Annotated in this window: 23 protein-coding genes, 1 pseudogene and 1 riboswitch; of the genes and pseudogenes, 5 read left to right on the forward strand and 19 right to left on the reverse strand. The window is 45.3% G+C overall.

The window, feature by feature from the left end; all coding sequences use genetic code 11:
- The first annotated feature begins 271 nt into the window (after positions 1–271).
- The 3 genes from DW826_RS08650 (at position 272) to DW826_RS18065 (ending at position 2363) form a co-directional block, all read left to right on the forward strand.
- Positions 272–1021 carry a methyltransferase domain-containing protein gene (locus DW826_RS08650; protein WP_015554079.1) on the forward strand — a complete coding sequence of 250 codons (750 nt, stop codon included), beginning with the start codon at positions 272–274 and terminating at the stop codon, positions 1019–1021.
- A gap of 318 nt (positions 1022–1339) precedes the next feature.
- Complete coding sequence (locus tag DW826_RS08660; RefSeq protein ID WP_117552514.1) at positions 1340–1711, forward strand: DUF2500 domain-containing protein; 372 nt, start codon at positions 1340–1342, stop codon at positions 1709–1711.
- 16 nt (positions 1712–1727) lie between these two features.
- On the forward strand, positions 1728–2363 hold the full coding sequence (locus DW826_RS18065) for a hypothetical protein (RefSeq protein WP_147327137.1): 636 nt from the start codon (positions 1728–1730) through the stop codon (positions 2361–2363).
- 797 nt (positions 2364–3160) lie between these two features.
- Here the strand turns inward: DW826_RS18065 and DW826_RS18070 are convergent.
- From DW826_RS18070 to DW826_RS08720, 8 genes and pseudogenes are all read right to left on the reverse strand, one after another.
- Positions 3161–3451 carry a hypothetical protein gene (locus DW826_RS18070; RefSeq protein WP_147324218.1) on the reverse strand — a complete coding sequence of 97 codons (291 nt, stop codon included), beginning with the start codon at positions 3449–3451 and terminating at the stop codon, positions 3161–3163.
- 233 nt (positions 3452–3684) lie between these two features.
- Positions 3685–4482: a hypothetical protein gene (locus DW826_RS08680; protein WP_117504723.1), complete on the reverse strand. Its 798-nt coding sequence runs from the start codon at positions 4480–4482 to the stop codon at positions 3685–3687.
- A 172-nt stretch (positions 4483–4654) separates the two neighbouring features.
- A complete protein-coding gene (locus tag DW826_RS08685; protein ID WP_117471232.1) occupies positions 4655–4939 on the reverse strand; it encodes a hypothetical protein in 285 nt (94 codons plus the stop codon).
- A 163-nt stretch (positions 4940–5102) separates the two neighbouring features.
- Positions 5103–5912 carry an epoxyqueuosine reductase gene (locus tag DW826_RS08690; protein WP_117471233.1) on the reverse strand — a complete coding sequence of 270 codons (810 nt, stop codon included), beginning with the start codon at positions 5910–5912 and terminating at the stop codon, positions 5103–5105.
- Between the two features lie 103 nt (positions 5913–6015).
- Entirely contained in the window at positions 6016–6204 is a 189-nt protein-coding gene (locus DW826_RS08695; protein ID WP_181968030.1) for a hypothetical protein, read from the reverse strand.
- A gap of 558 nt (positions 6205–6762) precedes the next feature.
- Complete coding sequence (locus DW826_RS08705; RefSeq protein ID WP_117552517.1) at positions 6763–7137, reverse strand: hypothetical protein; 375 nt, start codon at positions 7135–7137, stop codon at positions 6763–6765.
- 36 nt (positions 7138–7173) lie between these two features.
- Positions 7174–7317 (reverse strand): annotated as a pseudogene (locus tag DW826_RS08710) (transcriptional regulator); the annotation flags it as partial.
- A 103-nt stretch (positions 7318–7420) separates the two neighbouring features.
- The gene (locus tag DW826_RS08720; protein WP_117552518.1) at positions 7421–8146 is read right to left on the reverse strand and encodes an aldo/keto reductase; all 726 of its coding nucleotides are present in this window, start codon (positions 8144–8146) and stop codon (positions 7421–7423) included.
- 106 nt (positions 8147–8252) lie between these two features.
- On the opposite strand from DW826_RS08720, the gene DW826_RS08725 reads away from it, so the two are divergent.
- Positions 8253–8654 (forward strand): MerR family transcriptional regulator, encoded by a 402-nt coding sequence (locus tag DW826_RS08725; RefSeq protein ID WP_117552519.1) that lies wholly within the window; start codon positions 8253–8255, stop codon positions 8652–8654.
- 383 nt (positions 8655–9037) lie between these two features.
- Here DW826_RS08725 and fliB read toward each other — a convergent pair whose 3' ends face one another.
- From fliB to thiE, 11 genes are all read right to left on the reverse strand, one after another.
- The gene (fliB, locus tag DW826_RS08730; RefSeq protein WP_117552520.1) at positions 9038–10213 is read right to left on the reverse strand and encodes a flagellin lysine-N-methylase; all 1176 of its coding nucleotides are present in this window, start codon (positions 10211–10213) and stop codon (positions 9038–9040) included.
- Positions 10214–10286: 73 nt separating this feature from the next.
- Complete coding sequence (locus DW826_RS08735) at positions 10287–10802, reverse strand: hypothetical protein (RefSeq protein WP_117552521.1); 516 nt, start codon at positions 10800–10802, stop codon at positions 10287–10289.
- Between the two features lie 111 nt (positions 10803–10913).
- On the reverse strand, positions 10914–12620 hold the full coding sequence (locus tag DW826_RS08740) for an AAA family ATPase (RefSeq protein WP_117552522.1): 1707 nt from the start codon (positions 12618–12620) through the stop codon (positions 10914–10916).
- Between the two features lie 50 nt (positions 12621–12670).
- Positions 12671–13207 (reverse strand): methylated-DNA--[protein]-cysteine S-methyltransferase, encoded by a 537-nt coding sequence (locus DW826_RS08745; RefSeq protein ID WP_117552523.1) that lies wholly within the window; start codon positions 13205–13207, stop codon positions 12671–12673.
- A 54-nt stretch (positions 13208–13261) separates the two neighbouring features.
- Complete coding sequence (locus DW826_RS08750) at positions 13262–14482, reverse strand: hypothetical protein (protein WP_117552524.1); 1221 nt, start codon at positions 14480–14482, stop codon at positions 13262–13264.
- 560 nt (positions 14483–15042) lie between these two features.
- Complete coding sequence (locus DW826_RS08760; RefSeq protein WP_242994068.1) at positions 15043–16122, reverse strand: ABC transporter substrate-binding protein; 1080 nt, start codon at positions 16120–16122, stop codon at positions 15043–15045.
- 73 nt (positions 16123–16195) lie between these two features.
- Positions 16196–16936 carry an ABC transporter permease gene (locus DW826_RS08765; protein WP_117485407.1) on the reverse strand — a complete coding sequence of 247 codons (741 nt, stop codon included), beginning with the start codon at positions 16934–16936 and terminating at the stop codon, positions 16196–16198.
- Between the two features lie 68 nt (positions 16937–17004).
- The gene (locus tag DW826_RS08770; protein ID WP_117471241.1) at positions 17005–17757 is read right to left on the reverse strand and encodes an ABC transporter ATP-binding protein; all 753 of its coding nucleotides are present in this window, start codon (positions 17755–17757) and stop codon (positions 17005–17007) included.
- Position 17758: 1 nt separating this feature from the next.
- Positions 17759–18421 (reverse strand): thiaminase II, encoded by a 663-nt coding sequence (gene tenA, locus DW826_RS08775; RefSeq protein WP_117552526.1) that lies wholly within the window; start codon positions 18419–18421, stop codon positions 17759–17761.
- Positions 18418–19227: a bifunctional hydroxymethylpyrimidine kinase/phosphomethylpyrimidine kinase gene (thiD, locus tag DW826_RS08780; protein WP_117552527.1), complete on the reverse strand. Its 810-nt coding sequence runs from the start codon at positions 19225–19227 to the stop codon at positions 18418–18420. The genes tenA and thiD overlap by 4 nt, the downstream gene beginning before the upstream one ends.
- Before the next feature lie 213 nt (positions 19228–19440).
- Positions 19441–20076 (reverse strand): thiamine phosphate synthase, encoded by a 636-nt coding sequence (gene thiE, locus DW826_RS08785; protein WP_015554065.1) that lies wholly within the window; start codon positions 20074–20076, stop codon positions 19441–19443.
- 68 nt (positions 20077–20144) lie between these two features.
- A riboswitch (TPP riboswitch) is annotated at positions 20145–20252 on the reverse strand.
- Positions 20253–20888: 636 nt separating this feature from the next.
- Here thiE and DW826_RS08795 point away from each other — a divergent pair.
- The gene (locus DW826_RS08795; RefSeq protein ID WP_117552529.1) at positions 20889–21992 is read left to right on the forward strand and encodes a phosphate/phosphite/phosphonate ABC transporter substrate-binding protein; all 1104 of its coding nucleotides are present in this window, start codon (positions 20889–20891) and stop codon (positions 21990–21992) included.
- Positions 21993–21998 lie beyond the last annotated feature (6 nt).

Consider the following 21998-nt stretch of genomic DNA (forward strand, 5'->3'; position numbering starts at 1 on the left):
TTGGACAGCCTCTGTCATCCGTTATCATTTCAACGAAGATGCAAGGGAAACAATGCAGGAGAAGATTAACCGGACGCTGGTTACAGAAGCAAACCGAATGGCAGTTTATTAAAATTATGTAGATGTAATTGAAGAAAAAACATGATATTATGTGAGTAACAAATCGGAATTGACCGAGCTGAAAGAGAAGGATGCTTGTTGCCCGAAAGACAAGAAGATGGAAGTAGAAGAAAACAAAAAATAATTTTTTATATGAAAGGCTGGTTGCAGAATGTCAAAACAAAATATTTATGATAATGATTTATTTTACGAAAACTTCGAGAAAATACGTAGCAAAGAAATCAATTTTAATGATATTATTGAGACACCAATAATATTAGGAATGATACCTGAACTATATAAAAAGAAAGTATTAGATATTGGATGTGGTATGGGGCAACATGCACTTCAATATTCAAAGAAGGGGGCGTTATCCGTTCTTGGAATTGATATATCGGAAAAAATGTTAGCATATGCAAGAAAAAATAATGCTGCCTCTAATATTGAATACAGAAGACTGGCTTTTGAAGAATTGGATGATTTAGAGGAAAAGTTTGATGTTATTACAAGTTCATTGGCTTTTGATTATGTAGAAAATTTTGAAAGGCTTATGAAACAGATTTATAGTCACTTGAATGAAAATGGCAAATGTGTTTTTTCGATGTCACACCCAATAAGTACAGCATATGATGGGACTTTTGACAGATATACCAGAACCGAAACTGGAGAAAGATTATATGCTAATCTACGAAATTACGGAATAGAGGGTAAGCGTGTTATTCATTGGGTAGTAGATGAATATGAACTTTATCATAGAACGATTTCAACATTAATAAATGATATTGTTTCTGCTGGATTTATCATTGAGGAATGTCAGGAATCAAAAGTACCAGAATCAATTAGAGAAAAGCGAGCAGATATGTTTGGAGGAGTTATTCATCAACCAGACTTTATTTTTTTTAGGTGTGGAAAGAAAAATTAATATTTTATCTATGTAAAGAACCCGACAAATTCCAGTTTGTTGAAGTCAAAAGAATTGAGCAGTGTATCGCGGAGGTGATGATATGAATAAACTCTACGATTTCTTAAAATGTATGATCTATGCGAGTTTTTATGTGATTGTGATTAAAACGAGTATGGATTTCTATGAGTACAAGCGCTTTCCGAAACTATACGAACAGAATTCTGCGCCTTGGTATACAGAAGCATTACTGTATAGCGCTGCCTCGCTTTTCGTGATTGTTGTATATGCTGTGCTCAGGGGAATCGTTAGACGCAAGATTAAGAAGGGGTGAGTGATATGTTTATGCTGTTTGAATATATGTTTCCAATTATCTTCGTGATCGTTTTCGGTATGATCATCTTTCAGTTTGTGACCGGAATCAGAACATGGCACAAAAACAATCAGTCACCGCGTCTGTCGGTGAGTGCAACCATCGTCGCAAAGCGTGAAAATATCACACATCATAGCCATGCAAATGCGGGTGACCTGTCTGGAGCTCATGGCTTTCATTCGACTTCAAGTACCAGCTACTATGTCACGTTTCAGGTAGAGAGCGGTGACCGGATGGAACTACAGGTTTCAGGAAGAGAATATGGAATGCTGGCGGAAGGAGATATCGGAAAACTCACTTTCCAAGGGATGAGATATCTGTCATTTGAGCGCGTGTGATTCAGGAGGTGATAACATGAAAAAACGATTTATAATGCTCGGGATTGTCTGCTTGTTTATGACCGGCTGCCAGACTGCTCAGAAGACGATACCGGAAATAACTACGATTGCCCCTGCAGATTCTGCACATGAAGAAACAGAGACAAATAAAGAAGAACGTGCAGAAGATACATCGGTAGCAGTAAAGTCGCTGAAAATTGGAAGTTCAAAAGGAAATCCGGATGATCTATCATCCTCGTATCAAACCATACAGATTCACTCCGATCATAACAACTGCAATTCCAACAAACACCGAATAAACCACCTTGCTCCCCCTGGATTCCGTATTTCTAATGCAAAACACAAGATAACAGATCCAGACAATATAAGCGACAAACAGCAGGCCGCTCCTATAAAAAAGCATCGCCGAAAAGAACAAGGTGTTAACTGCTTTCATACCATTCTCAGAAAATATAAGCTCCTTTATTTTCCTCATAGCCGTCACCTCCATGAATTTCGCCGATGCATTCACTCTTTTCCAATGTTTCATTCAACAATAGCTAAAACTGATCCAGTTCAAGATTCATCCCTGACATATCTGCGCTTGTTCACTAATATGCCAACTACTGTAAAAATAATAATAGTTACAATCCAATACTCTACGCATGGATGATGGTAAAGTGAATATTTTTGTTCCAAGGACATTTCTGCTGTTATTTTTAATATGTTCTTATACTTAATGCAATCTCCAAAAAATTGACCAATTAATATTCCAAACAAATTTCCAAATGTTATTGAAAATGAAACTATATATTTCTTACAATAAAGCAGTACAGTGGAGAAAATCCAAACATATAAATAATGGTGTGTTGCTGTCCATTGAAACAAATATAATTTGGAAAGAACAGTTTGGGACAAAAGGTAAAGCGCAACATATATAATAATCGTAATAAAATATTTCTTTTGAGAGGACAACATTTTTCTCCTCCCCCTTCCCATTACCAAGCAGTTTCCAGACTTTCACCAGTTGAAAATATTCGATGACAGACACACAAACAATGTTCAAGGGTTTATCATTGACTTTTGATTATTAATTTAATGTTCCACTCCTATACTTAAAATTAGATGGGAAATAATATATCTCAGTCGTATTTTTTCCTCCTATTGAGTTCCATATATAAATTTTATATGTGAAACTGGAATAGACAATAGTCCCGCCATCCTCTAATACTTGTTTGCTCCACGGGAAAAATAAAAACCAGGAAACAATAAGAGTTATTACTACAGTCCATAGTATACAATGTTTTTTCATTTTGTCCCCTCCATTTCCCTTTGATTTTGTGAACCAGTGTACAAGTTCTCCATTCATATCACGATCAAACAGCTTTTATGGTGATGCGTTTTTTCTTCTTTGCTCATCTATCAACCATACTATTTATGTATTGAATAATTACCGCGTCATCTCCTATTTCAGACCGAATGTTGAAATGGAAATTCATTATTCAAAATAATAATTAAACCTGAACTTTTTACAGTATAACGAACACTTCGCTTGCCAGAATAGTCAATATTATAACTTTGTTCTCCTGAACGTGATTGCGGAGTTATGTATATTTTCTTTGGGGTTATATCCTTTATTAATTGAGTAAGTCCGCTTCTTTCTTCTTCTGTCAAAGTCTGGTTGTGATAGATTCCTTTATAATCATACCATTCAATGGAAACGGTATCAGAATCATCCGGCCAATTTCCTTTTAAACTCATGTTATTCCAAAGCAAATAAACTATCAGTAGGCACAGAATAGATATTAATGCAATTATGCGTATCTTTTTAATCAGGATCATCTCCATTCTTTAAATGGTGAGTATCACGTTTTCAAGACTAGAAGTAACGACATAATGATTAGGATACTGCGAAAATGGTTCATCACCAGGCAGAAATATAATCTGCATAAACTAGCTCCTTGTAATATTACAAAAAGTAATTACTTTCTTTATTACTGTAATGTGATATGCCCTAACACCCATTCAATGTATTGATCATATTCTTTTTCTATATTAACCACGAGTAATTTATGATCTACTACCATTGCATAACAGTCCGACCAGTCATATTTTGATCCCGGGCAATAATATGTGGAATTTCCTCCAATATCTTTTTTCGTGAATATGTCCGGATTGCTTTTTATTACAGCGTTCAGTTGTTCTTCGCCATTGTCCGAATCATATGTTGCCAACTTTACCTGAAATCTATCGCTATCTATCTCACATTCATATGTTACTGCCGTATAGCTCTTTGCCACAGAAACAGTTTTATCTACTGCGCTGAACGATCCATTATCTAAATTGCTTTCCTTGTTAAAATTAAGCACAAAAATATCCATGCTGTTGTTTGCTGAAAAATCCTCTATAGAACCATACTCTGTGTTTACTATAGATTCTGTGATATTCTCATCTTCATCTCTTTGAAATATTTCAGATAACATCTGGGTATTGTGCGCTCCTACACCAGTTAATGTTAATCCCACTGCTAGAATGAAAATAAGAATAGATTCTGCTATGCACCATTTATCTTTCGATAAGACTGTTTTAAGTTCAGGATATGTTCGCTTTAAATGGTATAGGCGAAAAATACCGGCTATGAACCAGATCACCGCAACCCCAACAATACTATTGGATAAAAAATCACCTTTTATTATTTCTAATGAGAGTAAAATTTTTTTTATATACAGGCTCACCAAGATACAGCACATCCCAAAAAGAAAAACTCTCCATGTTTTTATTGATTTATCCATAATAGTGACCTCCTTATCCGGGGGCATTCATCTTAACGGGGCTTTGTTAATTATATTTTTCCTCTGTCTCATTCAGGGACTGATAAAACTGTTCCAGTTCAGAATCAATCGATTCATCCATGACATATTTCTGCCTGTTCACTGTGATGTTTTCCCCGCAAAAAATAATATCCTATTGATATGTTTCCGTTGTTATAATGGCTCTTTTGCTCCAGCCAGATGAGTTGATGATTGAAAATACAGGTTTCTTTTTTCTTTCATTAAACAGACTCGTAAATTCTTCGATCTCCTGCCGGTCTGTTATTCTCTTTTTATAAGGTGGGGATACGAGTATGATCTCGGTGACTTTTTCTGCGTTTAAATCATCAAGCTTAGTTATTTTTCCAACAAAAACTACTATGCCTATGATGATCAGAACAAAAATGATATATCTTATTTTAATTTTCTTCTTGCTCATACTGCCTCCTCTCCGGGGGGCAGTCCACTTTGCGCTTTTCTCTTATTTAAATTATATTTCAATTGCTGTTTTTTTTCAATATACTTCCGTATATCTTCATAATTTGTAATATATTATTTATATTTTAGTTAATTATCTGTAATTTTATGTTCTATATGCAACATCACTGCCCATTTTCCGATTCACCGATACCTTTCCTTTCAATCTCTTCAAGCACCCACTCCGCCATATCACGAACCTCACAATATTCATCCTGACATACTTTTTTAATAACCGGAAGGTATTTCGGATCATAGTTATTTAACATCGCGTTCAGCGCATTCGTTTTATACCGCCACTCTTTCCCCTGCGGAATATACCAGAGTTTGGGCTGCACGACGGATCGCAGCCAGCTGTATTCCGCCAGAACGATCTCTGTATCCGTAAAATGGCTGCTCCACGCTTCGAGTTCTGGGAATTCTTCTGTATCTTTCCATGCTTTTCTATTATGGGGCCATGCATCCTGGCAGGCATCGCAGCCGTAGATCCATTTTTCGAATTTGTTCTGCAGCGGTTCCGTCCTTAGATCCCAGCCATCCCATGTTGTCAGGCAGGAAACGCAGGTGTTTCTGCACATCATGTACGGCGCTTCCAATGATTCTGTCGGACAGGATCGCATGCACAGGTTACATTTCTCAGCGCATGGTCTGATCTGATTCTCCACAATGTACTGAAGCGGCTCATCAATTAAAAAAGCCTCCAGATACTGATAAGACCCTTTCTCGGTATAAAAGAAATTGTTTTTTCGTATGATTCCAATTCCCGCCTTCATTCCTGCCCACCGCAGAGCTGTAATTCCAAAGTCTCTGTCAGTCGCCACCTGAAGACCGCAGTCTGCAAGGTATTTTTCAAATGCCACGCTTGTCTTATAACCTTCTGAATCTGTATGTCTTCTTCCGTCTGTCAGATAATATTTTGCAACACGACCTTTCATTCTTTGTCCCCACCTAATTTCTTTTTCTTCCAACTGAGTTTGCCACCGGCAGCTTCCGGTGACAATAGCAGTAAAAAAGTGCGTACTCACCTCATAAGCAGCTTTACCAGTTCTTTTTTTCTTTGCTGCTGTCATGCTGCGATTTGCGCTCCTCAACCATTTTTACAAACCACTCCACCATTGCTGGATCCTGATGTGAGAAAAAAGCACTTGTGGCAGTATCCATCTGTGAAATCTGGTTCATATCATTCTCATCAAGCGCAAAGTCAAATACATTAAAGTTTTCAATCATACGTTAAGTCAGTTTACAAGGAACTACACGCAGACCACGAAACAGGGGCTGCTGACAACAAATAAAGGCTGAGTATCACGCACCGGGAAAGTGCGAGATATTCAGCCTGTTTTGTTGTCCGGGGTTTCCAAAGGGTATCCCTGTGGCACACGACTTTGCTTGCAAAGTGTAGTGTGTTATACGCTCTGTCGGCGTTGCCGTGAAAACGCCATGGCCGCCGGGGAGGGCAAGGGCATTTGAAACGGCAGGAAAACAGGGCTGTGATTGCGTGGCGTAGAGCCGCAAGAGCAGGGCTGGTTTCGTCAGCAGACAGGGCGTATATGAAAGCCTCCGTCCCTCGTCCTACGCCGAACTTAGGGACAAAACATCCCGAACTTGTGGACACACTCCCGGAAAAATTGAAATGGGCGGGAAGTCGTTTTAGGGCTTTCCCGCCTTGATTGCCCATTAGCAAAGTCGGGCAGGACTGTCAACGGCGGCGCATTTATGCGCCGTTCATCTTGACCGTTGACTGGCTCGGCTGGTTTTGCTATCTCCTCGATAAATGGGAAATTGAGCTTATCTAATATAGTCAGCGTCTAAAAGCGGTATCGTTTCCGGATTTTGTTTTACCCATGCGATGGCACAGCTACATAGTACTGTGGTCAGGTTGTCATCTATAAAGCCTTTATCTCCGTTATCTTTTAAAAGATGTACTAAAAGTTCTGCGGAGCTTAAATCGTCTCCACTAAACCCATTACCTAATTGGACATATCTCAAAAAAGCGTCCAACATTTTTTTAAAATCTTCATCCCAGTTAATACAACCATTATCTAAAAATTCATACTCTATTCTTCCAGCAATTCTAATAACTTCTCCTTGTACCGTTTCCGCTTTTCCCTCTGGCGGAACAAGCAAATCCCAAAACGATTGAAATTCTTCTTTCTCTGTCATTGTAATCTCCTCCATAAATCCATATTTGTTGTTCTCTTATTTCCTCCACCGCTGGGGGTTCGGATTTTTCAGCAAGTCTGACTTCTGTGCAATCTTTTTCAGCCACTTCTTTTCTTCCTCGGACAGCTTCTTCAAATTCAATTTGAGCCGCTTGCAGATAAACGCCAGCGATGCTTGCTTTGACGACAAGCGGCGGGTGGTAGACTTGATGATTACCACCATAGCAGCCACAAGCGACAGTTTGAATATCACATGGAAAATCTGACGGGCGTAACCCCTCCCGTCAGATACCTACTCTGTGTAGTCCCTTGTAAACTGTACTTTCTTTATGTACAGACTTCGGAATTACGATCACACCTCTTTGGATATGCCAGCGGAGCATTACCTGGGCTGTTGTTTTTCCATATTTCTGTCCAATCGTTTTCAGGACTTCATTCTCAAAAAGACCGTTTCTTCCTTCGCCAAATGGTGCCCACGCTTCCAGCCGGATATCATATTTGTCTGCCCATTCTTTTAATGTTTTCTGCTGGTTAAGGGGATGCGTTTCCATCTGATTTACCATTGGCTTAATATTTGTGAAGTTTGCAAATTCTACCATGCGGTCTGTATAATGATTGGAGATACCGATTGCATGGAGTTTTCCTTCTTTGTACAGTTCTTCCAAAGCACGCCATACGCCGTAAGTATCACCAAACGGCTGATGCAGCAGCATCAGATCCAGATAATCTGTACGCAGTTTTTCCACAGATTCCAGCACAGATTTTTTACACTCTTCATATCCGAAATGTTCGATCCATACCTTGGAGGTTAAAAATATTTCTTTTCTGTCAATTCCTGACTTTTCAATAGCCTTTCCAACCTCCTCTTCATTAAAATAACTCTGGGCAGTATCAATGCTGCGATATCCCACTTCCAATGCATCCCGCACGCATCGTTCACACTCATCTTTCGTAACCTGATATATTCCATTTGTTCTCCCCCTGCCTGTTGATTCATTTTTTTTCATCATGCTATAATCCTACCAGCCGGTAGCTGCTACCGGTCAAGGACTTTTTGAGATCCAAGCTGTTAAATTCAGCATTTTGAATTTAATTTTATGTTTTTAGGAGAATGTTATGTATTCCATGAAAGAGGCCTGCAAATTAACCGATATGACCTACGAAAATTTGAAATTTTATTGCAACGAAGGACTTGTTTCCAATGTAAAAAGGGATAAAAGAAATTATCGGGTGTTTGATGATCACGATATTAAATGGATCCAGAGTTTAAACTGCCTGAAAAATTGCGGTATGAGCATTGCTGAAATGAAAGAGTATCTCGCACTTTGCCTTGAAGGAGAAAAATCTATTCCAACGCGAAAAATTATTCTGCAAAATAAAAGAGAAGCTCTGCTTCAGTCTATCGAAAAATTTCAGCAGGCTGTCGCATTTATTGACTGGAAGCAGAGCTTCTATGATAAAGTCTTGTCTGGGGAAATGATGTATTATAGTAATTTACTGCCTGAATTAAGAGAATAACCCCTCGCTTTCAGCTCAGTCAATTCCCAGCGCCGATGAGTCTCCGGGCACAGGCGCGCCTGGATCCCGGGAGCTGGCTTCCTCTTGGCTCGCAGGAAAATGCGTTGGAAGACAGGGAACACTTGTCTGAGCGTCAGCGAGTTGTGTTCCCTGTTCTCCGTCCTTAGCATTTTTCTGCAAGCTTAGAGGAACCCTTCCGGAATCCCACTAAGCGTCTGCGCCCGGAGACTCATTGGCGCGTACCTCTTGCAAAAAATGTATAAAGAAAGCAAACTCGTTTCCTTAATATTGAAATCCCCCAAAAACAAAATCATTCAGAACCAGATCAAAATGCAGCGATATGTCCGGCTCCGATCACACGAAAAGACCGGATGAAATCATCTCTATTCATCCTCCAACATACATCCTTCCGGCGCATACATCCCAAACAGCCAGTCCTCCAGCGCATTCAGGTTATCATCGGAGTGCTCGATCTCCCTCGCGTACCGCCAGGAGAGTTCCTCCACATCCTGCATGGACAGTTTTTTTCCATTTTCCATCCAACGGACGATCAAAAATTCCTGAATCCACCGGACAGAGAACAGCGCCAGCTCCAGTTTGGAACAGACCATATCGTCATAGACGGCTCCGCAGAAATATGTATAGACAAAGAACATTAAAAGCTGTTCGCCCAGATTTTCCCACTCTTCTTTATGGCTGCTCAGCGCCCCATACATCCGGTGAAATTCCTCACAGATCTTAAAATATTCCTCTTTGCTTCCCTGATACAGCCACTTTTCCGCTCCGTCAAGCACTTGATCCCACTCCGGGCGCAGACGTTCCAGACCGTAAAGCACCTGAAGTTCTTCCTTCTGCCACTCCCACTGATGAAAAGATGCCGCATCCACGCCCTTTTCTGAGAGACTTTCCGATATAAACTCCCGCAAGGTTCCATCCCTGTGATGGCGTTCGCATTCCTGAAGCAGATCATCGATCTCAAACTCTCTTCCTTCCTCCATACAGATCTGGTATCTCTCCGCCAGCTGCTCGCACGCTGCCATACGCAGTGTCAGCGGCAAATTTCGATCCTGTAAAACAGAGAAAAGAACATCTCTGGTGTCTTCCAGTCTCGAAAACATCATAAAATCAAACTCGTCAAAATCATCTTCCTCGTCCGTCTCCTCCTCTATGAACCGCACCGGCTCCTTGCAGGAAAGAATGATCTTCGCCGCCTCCGGGCAGGAAAGGGACAGGGATAATTCCCTGAGTCCCTCAAATTCCTCCGTGTGTCTCGGATAAAGGCGGCAGGTATCGCAGAGCGCGTCCGGTCCCAGTGCCTTATAGAGATCACACAGATTCTCATCATTCAAAAACGCGCACCGCCTGTCATTCTGACAGAAGCACTCCTCTTCCCAGTTGATCGAATTATGCAGACGTTTTCTAAACTCCCCCTGCACGCTTTTATACTTCTCAAGAGAATCCTCATCGATCATGATCTGCCATCCCGCACAGCAGGTATCCGGGCAGTCTCCGGCCGTACAGACAAATTTATCGTAAAAATGTGGTTTCAAATATCGCATCGTTTATTTTCCTTTCTGAATCACATAACTCTCCAACTGCAGCTTTTCTTCCGGCGCATATCTGCATCTGCCGTTAATGATATTCCCTGTAATAATCATCCGGATCTCCGTATTTTAAAACAGCTTCCTGCTGTTCTTCATCACTCAGACTCCTCATAAACAGCCAGTTTTCCTCATACATATAATGCGGATACCGAAATCTCGTTCTCACAAATGTATTCGTTACATACAGGGCAATGTGTTCATCATACTGTTCCACTTTCTGCTCAAATCCAAGACTGTAAAGAAACCAGTTCCATGCAAAAAACAGGAACAGAAAAACCGCCGCCACGATCACCGGTATCCTGATAATCCTTCTCATCCAGCCGTCGAATTTCTTTCTGTTCCACGCCAGCAAAAAAAATGTCCCCGCTGTCAGCACGATCTGCCAGAACACGCAGAGCCCAAGTGCAATGGCGATCGCCCTGTCAGGGATATAATACCAGCCATCACGCAGCCATTTTTCGCCTGAAAAAAAGAGAATTGTGACCACACCGATCACACCTGCTGCAGCCAGCAGTATATAGAGCCATTTTTTCTGTATTTTCATGCCGCACCTCAACGAAATCTAAATTCTTGACCTTGGGACCCGCCAAAAACAGGTGTAATGCAAAATTATCACATTTCTACACTACACCCATCCATCATTAACACCAATCAATTATAAGTTTCCGGAAGTCATCGCTTTACAACGTTTCTTACAGAAGGCAATTCCGTAAAGAGTGATATCCTTTCGCCCATCATTTAAAAGATATTCCTGATAACCCCGGTCATTGATCTGATCCAGCGCCGCCTTGCAGGCCTGCTCCATCTCATCGTAATTCTTCGTATATTTCAGTTCCACAACAATGCCTGCATTCGGATCTTCCGTTTCCACAATAATATCCGCAAATCCCTCTCCTGCCTCGACATTAGATTTTACAAGCCAGTCTTCATTTCCCGTCAAAATACCAACAAGAAGGTTATGATACGAGATTTCTTTTTTCCCTTCTCCCGTTTTTATATCAAAAACACTGATGGAATTGCTCATGATCCGATTAAGATATATCTCAACTCCGTCCGTATTTCCCTCTTCAAAAGCATTCCAGAAAGCAGTTAACTGCTCCGTATTGCTGAAGATCGACTTTTTAAACCACTCCTGGATCTGCAATTTAAACACTTCACAAATCTCCCGGTTTGGTATCACGAGCCTGTACGCGCCATCCTCTGTCATTCCCGCCTGCGTGAGATATCCAGTCGTAAATAGAACACTCCAAAGATTTTCGATGCTGTTATCGATCTCATCATATGTGAGATCAAGACGGAGCGTCTTCTCAATTGCATTCCCGGCAATCAACTGTTCGATCTCATTCCGGGTCGTTCTGTTTGCCTTGTCTACAAAGCGCTTTACAAGGTCATTCCCGCTGGTATTGATCCAGTATGCTTCTGGTCTTGCATTCGGATCGTCCTTGATTCGGTCGATATGATTAATGACATCCCACGGACAGTACACGTCAACATTGCCAAAACGATAACCGTCGTACCATTCCTTCGTTTCCGAAAATCTCGCTTCCAAGTGATAATCTGCGAGAAGTTTCTGTACTTCTTTATCTGTAAAACCAAACTGTTCATCAAACCGCGAATCCGTAATCGACAGGATCTTAAAATTATTTAATCCCGTAAAAATACTCTCTTTAGAAACCCTGAGACATCCAGTCAATACTGCAAAGGCTAAAGCCTCATTTGTTTTCAGTGCCCTTCCGAACAGCGCCCGGATCAAAGCGACCATCTCCCGATAATAACCATGCTGAAAGGCCTTATCAAGTGGTACATCATATTCATCGATCAGAATAACCGTCTTCTGACTAAAATGTTTATATAGAAGTTCGGAAAGCGTCTGCAGAGAACCGTACAGTACATCATCACTCATCTGATAATGCCCATCTGCAAATGCAGTCAACACTCTATATTTTTCCCTGTCACGATCCGATAAATTTGTGTCCTTTGCCAAAAAAGGAAACCTCTCTGCCTCCCTCGCAATGAGTTCGACCATCTGATATTTCGCTGTATCAAAATTCAATCCCTCTGCATTTTTTAATGAAAGAAAGATCACCGGGTACTTTCCCATATGTTCAGAACAAATCTTTTCATTGGCACAAATATGGAGTCCGTCAAAAAGCGACCGGTCCGTCCCGATTTCAAAGAAATATTTCAGCATGCTCATATTGAGTGTTTTTCCAAAACGGCGCGGACGGGTAAATAAATTAACTTCCCCCCAACTCGAAAAGAGCTGCTCGATCAGGCTCGTCTTATCGACATAGTAGAATCCATTTCGACGGATCTTTTCAAAATTATCGATGCCAACCGGCAGTTTTAAAAATTCATCCATGATATCAGCTCCTTCCGTTACTTTATAGCTAATTACATCTTTATTTCCCACTACAGCGCCGTCCCTTTCTTCGGCACAAACATCCCAGACATATCCGTCCGTTCCAGTTTCAGCAGCCCGATCTTCTTCTCGATTCCGCCCGCATACCCAGTGAGGCTGCCGTTCGTTCCGACCACCCGATGGCACGGAATCAGGATCGAGATTGGATTATGACCGACCGCGCCCCCAACAGCCTGGGCAGACATGGTCTTTTTCCCGGACATCTCAGCGACTTTCCTGCCGATCTCCCCGTATGTCATGGTCTTTCCATATGGGATCATAAGCAGGATCTTCCATACCTTTTTCTGGAACTCTGAGCCCTCCGGCGCCAGCGGCGGAAGAAACTCCGGTTCTTTCCCGGCAAAATAAAGATCCAGCCACTCTTTCGTCTGCTTCAAAACAGGCGTCTCCTTATCTTCCGTCTCTTTCTTATCCAATCCAGAAGCAAAATATTTCTGTCCCTCAAACCAGACTCCCTTTAACACTTCTTCATCCGCCGCCAGATAAAGGATTCCAAGCGGTGAATCATAGTGCGATACAAAGATCATATTCTGTTTCTCCTTAAAATTATCATATCCGCCAGTTATTTTGTGTCTTCTTTATCATGCTCTCTTTCCAAGCCATACAGCCACCCCGAAATGCACCAGGCAGACCGCTGCTCCCAATACAAACACCCACTCCGGACCGACAAACTTCCAGACAGCGCCTAAAAGCCCGGAGACCGTCACTGCCAGCACATGATCCACACTGAGCCCAAACGACAGGTTCTCCATCACGTCCGCCGGAGAGTCGCTGAGTTTTTTCATTAACATCACATGGACCGCGTTAAAATGATCCGCGATCATAATAAAAATATATGCCGTGAACGCTAAGATCTGCTCCACTCTTCCTGCAAACACACCGGACGTGATCCCATGGACCGCCCAGGCTGCATACAGAAAGATCGCCCCGATCGTCACGCTCTCCAGAACAAGCCCCTTTTTCACACCATGCAGATCGAGAAATTTCCCGATCTGCGGAGCAAACATACTGCTGCCAAAATGCGCCACGATTCCAAGAAGCGCCACCGTATCTGCCCCCATCGCAAGGAGCTCGATAATGATCCACGGTGCAAACACCAGACGCATCCGTTTCTGGAAACCATAAACCCCTGTAACGATATAATAAGGAATGTATTTCTTCTTAAGCGGCAGTCCTTTTTTCTTCTCATCATGCTTCCGCACATCAAGGGCCGGAACCTCTCTTCTCAGTCTCCACAGGAAGAATAACGCCGCCGCAACGACCACAAGAGACACACAGAACGACGGAACGACTGATCTGTCCGCCCGGAACCAGAACGCCCCGTACCGGAATCCGATAAATACAAGCAGCGATGCCGCCATAGATCCCATCGTCGCATATCCCCGATATTTTCCGAGAAACGTTCCCGTCTTCCCCTCATCCGCGAGATCCATCGCGATCGCATCCCGGACCGGCATGACAATATGATCCCCGAGAGAATAGGTAAACACAAACAGCTGCATTAAGAGATATCCCGGAGATAAAAGTCCAAGGACAAACATTCCCACCGCGTACAGGCAGAAGCTGATCATCGCCAACGTCAGATTCCCACATCCCGACAGTGCCGCGATCACAAACACTCCCACAACTCCCGGCAGCTCCCTCGGGATCTCCAAAAGCCCCCTCTGCACCGAGTCCACCTGATACACGCCCTTAAAATAGTTCGAGATAATGCTGCCGCCAAATCCGTTCGCAAACGTAAACAAAACAAAAGCGATCAAAAACAGCCGCCTTGCCCTCTCCTTCTTCATCTGTTCTGTCATAACCTTCCTCCCATTCAATCTCGTCAATATCCAGCACAAGACTGCCGCTGGACGCGGATGCCTGATTTTCAAGAACCGAAACAGCACAGTTTCCTCCATCCAGGTATCTCTTTTTTCTTCGAAAAACGTTATCTAACCCCAATTATAATACATATCTTCCATATGAACAAGCGTTCTTTCCCACAGTGACAACCAGATCATACATTCTCCAGATCTATCCTTACGCCTCCAACCTCCAGCGCAGGTCAGCCTCCGGCTCCGGGTGCCTGATTTACAGGCCTAGCTTCCTCTTGGCTCGCAGGAAAATGCGTTGGAGGAAATGGGTCGCTTGTCTGAGCGAAGCGAGTTGCGTCCCATTTTCTCCGCCCTTAGCATTTTTCTGCAAGCATAGAGGAACCGCCTGGAAATCGACAGCACCAGGAGCTGGAAGCTGACCTGCGCGTACTTCCGCCAAGTTGACCCACTCTCTCTTTTCCTGACTCAGACCATAAAAATACCGGAACAGCAGTCTCCCCGCCATCCCGGTATTTCTCAATTCCTATAAGATTTCCCCAAGGAACCTACTCCCCGAGGTCCACCATCACATCAGAAACCTCAACCTTCTGATCGATCAGTCCACTCTCAAGCATCCAGTCGATGTTCTCCTGCCAGCACTCCTCCGTCTGTGTCAGGAACGGAACATCCTCCGTCTCCATAAGCGGCAGCAGAGTCTCACAGGATTTCTCCTCAACGCTCTGTGTCAGCGGGAAATTCTCCTCATTCTGGTTGTTCATGAGGATCGCGAGGCAGCCGTCCGGATCCTTCTTAAAGTCCTCAAAGCCCTTTGCAGATGCACGTAAAAAGCCCTTTAAGACCTCCGGCTCACTCTCGATCATCTCATTATTTGCGAGGAACACTTCCTCATAATAATTCGGAATGCCATATCCGTTTGCCATGAAATAATTGACATCAAAGCCCTCTTCCTCCAGCTGCGGAACCTCATGGTTCACAAGGCAGCCGATGGTGGCATCCACGTTTCCGGTAGTCATGGAGCTCATCAGGTCAAATCCAACGTCGATCAGATTTACATCTGACGCGTCCGCGCCCACATACTCCATCATGGTCTTCACAATAGACTCACTGAGAGCTGTTCCGCCGTATCCAACTGTCTTTCCGACAAGATCGGACGGGCTTGTAATATTCTTATCCTTTAAAGAAAGTACAATGCTCAACGGAGACTGCACGATCGCACCGATGGACTTGATCTTCGTTCCCTGATTTGCAACCGCTTGGATCACATCCTGCTGATAATACATTCCGATCTCCGCCTTGCCGGCAGCGACAAGTGCCAGAGCATCATTCGCATTCGCCGGGAAGCGGACCTTCACATCAAGTCCCTCTTCCGCATAATATCCGCGCTCGATGGCGGTGTAGATAAAGGTGTGGATCGCGTTCGGATACCAGTCCAATACCACGTTGACCTCACGGAGATCCTTTTTCTCATCAGAAGCAGCCGCTGTCTCTGCCGCGCTGCTGTTGTCCGCTGAAGCCGCTGCCGTCGTCTCCGCTGTCTTTGTCTCACTCTTACCGCATCCTGCAAGTACTGTCATACTGAAAGCCGCAGCCATCACCGCTGCAGCGATTCTCATTCCTTTTTTCATGTCATTTCCTTTCGTTATCAAAATAATTTGTCCTGCTCTTTCACTGGTCAGCCAGAATTTCATGTTGTATTTTCTACTCATTTCTCCAGTGAATGATCCGTTTTTCAAGCAGTGTGACCACCCAGACAGCCGCCATCGCTGCCACCGATAACAATAAGATCGGTGCGAACACGCCGGCTCCATCAAGCTGTGTCATCATCCTCCTGCTGAAGTATCCAAGTCCGCTCTGAGCTCCCAGCCATTCACCGATGGCCGCTCCGATGATCGATAACGGAACCGCCATCTTGATTGCTGAGAAAAAGCAGGGCAGGACAGCCGGAACCTTTAACTTCATAAAAATCTGGCGTTTATCCGCGCCAAAGGTAAACAAGAGCTCTTCCATCTCCGTCTTCACCGACTTAAATCCGTCGAATACCGTGATCGTGATCGGGAAAAATGTGATCAGCACCGTCACAAGCACCTTGCTCCAGATCGTGTATCCGAACCAGAGTACAAAAAGCGGTGCCAGAGCTGTTGTCGGAATCGTCTGCGACGCGATGATAAGCGGATAAAGTGCCTTTTCCGCTGTCTCGCTGGCATCCATCAGAACGGCCAGACCAAGGCCAAGAATAATGGAGATCAGAAGTCCGATCCCCACCACCGACATCGTTGCCGGAAGGTGTGCCTTAAATAACGGACCTCTAAGCTCCCAGAGCCGTACCACCACCTGGGTCGGTGACGGCAGGATATACGCCGCGTCGATCCCCATAGCCGCCGCCTGCCAGAAGATCAGCAGAGCTGCCACCAGAATCGCCGCCGGAAGATTCGTACTCAGAACATTATGGGTCTGTCCGCGCGAAGCCCCGGAAGGAACCCGCGCATGATCCTTCTTCATCTTCTTACTCATGACGTCTCCTTCCTCAGCATACCGATCAGCTCCTCCTTCAGGGACAGTATCTCCGGTTTCCGAAGCTCGTCCCTGGATCTCGGATATTCTGCCGGAACATCAATGGACCGCAGATGGGTGATCGGTGATTCCTCTACAACCAGGATCCGGCTGGACAAAAAGACCGCTTCCTCCACATCGTGCGTGATAAAAAGGACTGTCTTTTTCTCCCTCTCCCACTGCTCTAAAAGCCATTCCCGCATGGAGATCCTCGTCAGGTAATCGAGGGCGGAAAACGGCTCATCGAGGAGCAGAAGGTCGGAACCTGTGAGCACCGTTCTCGCAAATGCCGCTCTCTGGCGCATGCCGCCGGAAAGCTCCTTCGGCGTCTTGTCACCCCAGTCCTTAAGACCAACGGATTCCAGCGCCGCATCCGCCTTCTCTCTCATCTCCGTTTTCGAATATCCGCCCCGGATCTCCATCGGCAGCAGGAGATTCTCCCGCACGGTCCGCCACGGAAATAAAAGATCCTGCTGTGGCATGTATCCGCAGTAGTTTCTCTTCTTCTCTATGGACTCACCGTCCACCAGAATCTCGCCGGAAGCCGGCAGAAGAAGCTTGTTCACAAGCCGGAAGATCGTACTCTTACCACAGCCGGAAGCGCCGATGACGGACACGAATTCCCCGTCCTGTACATCGAAGGAGAGGTGGTCAATGATGGAGAAATCTTCCACATCATATTGAAAGCTTACATTGTCAAATTTCAGCATCCTACTGCCTCATTTCCCATGCCATATCCCAGAATGCCGCCTCGTAGCGGGAGCATGCTGTAAAGATGTCCACAAGATGCTGTTTCTGCTTCTCGGTATAGTCCTCCGTCAGACGGTTCATCAGGTCTGCCAGAACCTCATTGTCCTCATGGTAGGAATCGGACGCATATCCGCTGACCCATTCCCCATAGAACTCATGCTTATCTGCAGCCGGATACTCCGCAAGGATCTTCTTCGCGATAAACTCATAGCTCAACGCGCAGGAAAGGATCGCCGCCATGACCTCCGCCTCTCCTTCCTCGTAAGCGACACGAAGCATATAGGAGGTATAGGACAGATTATCAAGAGCGACCGTTGTCTGCTCTGCCTCCTCCTTCGCGATTCCGAGTCTCGTCATGTACGCGCGGTGGATATCCATCTCACCGTCCAGGATCGAATGGGTATAACCCGCGAACAGGCGCATAGCGTCGAGGTTTTTCGCCTTCGCCGTGCCGATGGAAAATACCTTTGTATAGTCAAGAAGATACAGATAATCCTGTATCATATAATATTTGAATTTTTCATGATCCAGACTGCCGTCCGCGATTCCCTTTACAAAGGGCATCTCGTTATAGCCGTCCCAGATCTCCTTTGTTGCCTCTAAAAGGCGTTCTGTCATCGTCATACATGTTCCTCCGCAAATCCTTTTCCGCGGAAATCAAATCCGTGGTCCATCGGTCCGGATCCATGTCCGAGGTCCAGCATGGCTGCCAGCGCTCCGGAGATGTAAGCTTTCGCGCGTTCCACCGCTGTATCGAGGTCATAGCCCTTCGCCAGATTGGAGGCGATGGCGCTCGATAAGGTACAGCCGGTTCCGTGGGTGTTCGGGTTGTCGATCCGCTTACCGTTGAACCAGCGGTAGCTGCCGTCGCGGTATAACAGGTCGTTGGCATCATTCAACTGATGACCGCCCTTGCAGAGGACCGCGCAGTGATATGTCTCACTGATCTGTTTTGCCGCCGCGATCATGTCCTCGGCGGACTTTACTTCCATCCCTGATAAAACCTCTGTCTCCGGGATATTCGGGGTCAGGACCGCCGCCATCGGAAACAGATATTCTTTTAATGTGCCGATGGCATCGTCACTGATCAGCTTTGATCCGCTTGTCGCCACCATGACCGGGTCCACAACGATATTTTCTGCTTTGTGTTCATGAAGCTTCTTTGCGATAGACTTGATCAGTCCCGCGGAAGAAACCATTCCGATCTTTACCGCGTCCGGACGAATGTCCGTAAATACGCTGTCGATCTCCTGTTCCAGGAATTCCGGTGTTACCTCGAAAATCCCCTGGACGCCGGTCGTGTTCTGGGCCGTCAGTGCTGTGATCGCGCTCATTCCGTATACTCCGTTTGCGATCATCGTCTTTAAGTCGGCCTGGATGCCGGCGCCTCCGCTGGAATCGCTTCCAGCGATCGTTAATGCTGTCTTCATCATAAAAACTCCTTTCAGGCATCAATAACTTTTTATTAGGCGACGCAAGGTGGTGCCCCCAATGTGCCGCCGCGGAAGTGTTTTCCGCTTGATCTATTCCAAAACCCAGAGGGAAAATTGCTACTCTGTGAATTTAGAATTCATATTTTCAGGCAAGTAGTATTTTTCTTCTGGCTTATTGGCTTGTTTGAATGTAGTGTTTAAAAAATTATATTATAAGATTTCTCTTACCGCCTCTTTCAGTTCTCGTGTCGCCTTCTCAATATCCTCTGCCGCAAAGATCGCGCTGACGACTGCGACACCATCCACACCGGTTCCCTTAAGGGGCTCCAGACGGTCCTTATTGATTCCACCGATGGCGACTACCGGGATATCCACCGCCTGACAGACCGCAGAAAGCGCCTCCGGTGTCACCGCTGTTGCGTCCTTTTTTGTTCCTGTCGGATACATCGCTCCGACGCCGAGGTAATCTGCCCCGTGCTTTTTCGCGAGAAGTGCCTGCTCCACATTCTTACAGGAAACACCGATGATCTTATCCGGTCCCAGCTTTTCTCTCACTTTTCCCGCTTCCATATCGCTCTGTCCCACATGAACGCCGTCCGCGTCCACCTTAAGGGCGATATCCACGTTGTCGTTGATCACAAAGGGAACATGATATTCGGCACAGAGCTTCTTAATCTTCTTCGCCTCTTCCAAAAATTTCTCCTCATCCAGCTCTTTTTCCCTCAGCTGAACAAAGGTCGCGCCGCCCTTTAAAGCCTTTTCCACCTGGCTCTCCAGAGTCTCACCGTTTAACCACGCGCGGTCCGTCACCGCGTAGAGCAGCATATCTTCCGGTCTGCAGTTCATATCTTCTACCTCCTAAAAATTTCCTGTTACTAAAAAAGGAGACACCCGCAGGTATCTCCACTTCTACTCTTTCTCTTCAGCAGCTTCCTACGTTGGCATGATCCAAATCAGGTATACGGGTCTTGGCGATGCAGCCAACTCTCAGTCTGATCCGTCAGGCTCCCCGGTCTGTTTATTTTCTTTTTTTGACAAGATTTACTATATACTTTCTGCGCGGAAAAGTCAAGTTTGCACCCGGTTTCGTACATGATTTCAAGACTGCGAATTTTGCATGGATCCATCGATATTTTTCATATATTCCATGCAGCCTGCTTACAGCCCTGTGTTCTCCGCCTACTGCTTTATCCCGGCAGACCTTCCAGAAATTTCCTCTCTTGCCTTTTTCCATCTCCTGTGCTACAATCCAAATCGGTTAACGGAATGCAGCATGAGGGGGAGCGCCCTGGTGCTGCGATCAATTCAATCACTTGATGACGAAGACCAGATTGCGAGGGAGCCCGTGTTCCGGGCTGAGAGGATCCCAGAAAGGATCGACCGTCCCATGCCTCGGATTCATGTCCGCGGCTTGTCAGCATTCTGCCTGAAAGTCATTTTTACGGCATGCTGCAGAAGGCATGCCTTTTTCTTTATCCGCCTGTTTCACCCGGATCCAAGGCTGCTGAACGTGTTCTGTTTCATTTTATCCGGAACGATCACGCTCTCACTGTGTCCTGACCATTGGCGGATATTGAAACTATTTCACCGTATTTCCCGGTGTCCCATTCTTTCAGCAGAAAATATATTCTGCCCTGACGGGCTATGGAGGTATTATTATGAGAAAATTTGTTGTACCGGCTCTCTCCCTGGCGCTCTGCCTCGGACTCACCACAGGATGTTCCTCTTCTAAGACAGACGCGGCAGCGGCTTCCAAGGAAGAGACAACAGCTGCCGCATCCGCAGAAAGCGCTGCTGAGACGACTGCTTCCGCTGAGACGAAATCCATCGATTCCTTAAAGATCGCGTTCTCCCCGTACGCGGATGCAGATACGATCACCACAGCCACAGAGCCGTTAGAAAACCTTTTAAAAGAGACACTGCTTGAAAAAGGCTACGATGTCAAAAACATCGACATGACCGTCGGAACAAGCTACACCGCTGTCGGTGAGGCACTGAGCGCAGGAAGCGCTGATATCGGCTTCATCTCTGGAGGAAACTATGTCCTGTTCTCCGATGACTGCGACGTTCTCCTCACAGCTCTCCGCTACGCCATCAACAAGGACTCCGAGGATCCGAAGGAATGGAACGACGGCACCATTGAAGAGAATACCGACGCCATGAGCACCTACTACCGCTCTGTGATCCTCGCAGGACCGAGCGAAAAGGGACAGGAGCTTCTCGCAAAGGTCAACAACGGCGAGGAACTCACCTGGGATGACTTAAACAGTGCCACATGGGCAGTCATGGGTCCGACCTCCGCGTCCGGGTACATTTACCCGTCCTTATGGTTAAACGAGCGCTACGGAAAGACCATCGCTGACCTCGCGAACGCGGTCCAGTCTGATTCCTACACCACCTCCCTCGCCCGCCTCGCCTCCGGACAGGCAGACCTCATGGTCTCCTATGGCCATATCCGCACAAAATATGCGCCGGACTGGAAAGAGAAATTCGGCGGTACTGATGATATGGTAAAGCAGACAGGCATCATCGGCGTCACAGAGGGAATCTACAACGATATGATCGCATACAGCAAAACTTCCGAGCTCATGCAGGACGCTGATTTCCGTCAGGCTCTCGGTGATTCCTTCATCGAGATCGCAGGAACCGATGAAGGCAAAGACATCATCAAAGTCTTCAGTCAGGTCGGCTACGAGTGGGGCGATGACGCGAACTATGACGGGGAACGCGCCGCACAGGAAATGCTGAAAGCTATGAACTAAACAGGT

It is taken from the genome of Clostridium sp. AM34-11AC (genome assembly GCF_003435375.1).
Classification (GTDB): domain Bacteria; phylum Bacillota; class Clostridia; order Lachnospirales; family Lachnospiraceae; genus Pilosibacter; species Pilosibacter fragilis.

Excerpts from the sequence above, each read along its gene's own strand:
- DW826_RS08650 (WP_015554079.1), top strand. The coding sequence starts at position 272 with ATGTCAAAACAAAATATTTATGATAATGATTTATTTTACGAAAACTTC.
- DW826_RS08660 (WP_117552514.1), top strand. The coding sequence starts at position 1,340 with ATGTTTATGCTGTTTGAATATATGTTTCCAATTATCTTCGTGATCGTT.
- DW826_RS18065 (WP_147327137.1), top strand. The coding sequence starts at position 1,728 with ATGAAAAAACGATTTATAATGCTCGGGATTGTCTGCTTGTTTATGACC.
- DW826_RS18070 (WP_147324218.1), bottom strand. The coding sequence starts at position 3,451 with ATGAGTTTAAAAGGAAATTGGCCGGATGATTCTGATACCGTTTCCATT.
- DW826_RS08680 (WP_117504723.1), bottom strand. The coding sequence starts at position 4,482 with ATGGATAAATCAATAAAAACATGGAGAGTTTTTCTTTTTGGGATGTGC.
- DW826_RS08685 (WP_117471232.1), bottom strand. The coding sequence starts at position 4,939 with ATGAGCAAGAAGAAAATTAAAATAAGATATATCATTTTTGTTCTGATC.
- DW826_RS08690 (WP_117471233.1), bottom strand. The coding sequence starts at position 5,912 with ATGAAAGGTCGTGTTGCAAAATATTATCTGACAGACGGAAGAAGACAT.
- DW826_RS08695 (WP_181968030.1), bottom strand. The coding sequence starts at position 6,204 with ATGATTGAAAACTTTAATGTATTTGACTTTGCGCTTGATGAGAATGAT.
- DW826_RS08705 (WP_117552517.1), bottom strand. The coding sequence starts at position 7,137 with ATGACAGAGAAAGAAGAATTTCAATCGTTTTGGGATTTGCTTGTTCCG.
- DW826_RS08720 (WP_117552518.1), bottom strand. The coding sequence starts at position 8,146 with ATGATGAAAAAAAATGAATCAACAGGCAGGGGGAGAACAAATGGAATA.
- DW826_RS08725 (WP_117552519.1), top strand. The coding sequence starts at position 8,253 with ATGTATTCCATGAAAGAGGCCTGCAAATTAACCGATATGACCTACGAA.
- fliB (WP_117552520.1), bottom strand. The coding sequence starts at position 10,213 with ATGCGATATTTGAAACCACATTTTTACGATAAATTTGTCTGTACGGCC.
- DW826_RS08735 (WP_117552521.1), bottom strand. The coding sequence starts at position 10,802 with ATGAAAATACAGAAAAAATGGCTCTATATACTGCTGGCTGCAGCAGGT.
- DW826_RS08740 (WP_117552522.1), bottom strand. The coding sequence starts at position 12,620 with ATGGATGAATTTTTAAAACTGCCGGTTGGCATCGATAATTTTGAAAAG.
- DW826_RS08745 (WP_117552523.1), bottom strand. The coding sequence starts at position 13,207 with ATGATCTTTGTATCGCACTATGATTCACCGCTTGGAATCCTTTATCTG.
- DW826_RS08750 (WP_117552524.1), bottom strand. The coding sequence starts at position 14,482 with ATGACAGAACAGATGAAGAAGGAGAGGGCAAGGCGGCTGTTTTTGATC.
- DW826_RS08760 (WP_242994068.1), bottom strand. The coding sequence starts at position 16,122 with ATGAAAAAAGGAATGAGAATCGCTGCAGCGGTGATGGCTGCGGCTTTC.
- DW826_RS08770 (WP_117471241.1), bottom strand. The coding sequence starts at position 17,757 with ATGCTGAAATTTGACAATGTAAGCTTTCAATATGATGTGGAAGATTTC.
- tenA (WP_117552526.1), bottom strand. The coding sequence starts at position 18,421 with ATGACGATGACAGAACGCCTTTTAGAGGCAACAAAGGAGATCTGGGAC.
- thiD (WP_117552527.1), bottom strand. The coding sequence starts at position 19,227 with ATGAAGACAGCATTAACGATCGCTGGAAGCGATTCCAGCGGAGGCGCC.
- thiE (WP_015554065.1), bottom strand. The coding sequence starts at position 20,076 with ATGAACTGCAGACCGGAAGATATGCTGCTCTACGCGGTGACGGACCGC.
- DW826_RS08795 (WP_117552529.1), top strand. The coding sequence starts at position 20,889 with ATGAGAAAATTTGTTGTACCGGCTCTCTCCCTGGCGCTCTGCCTCGGA.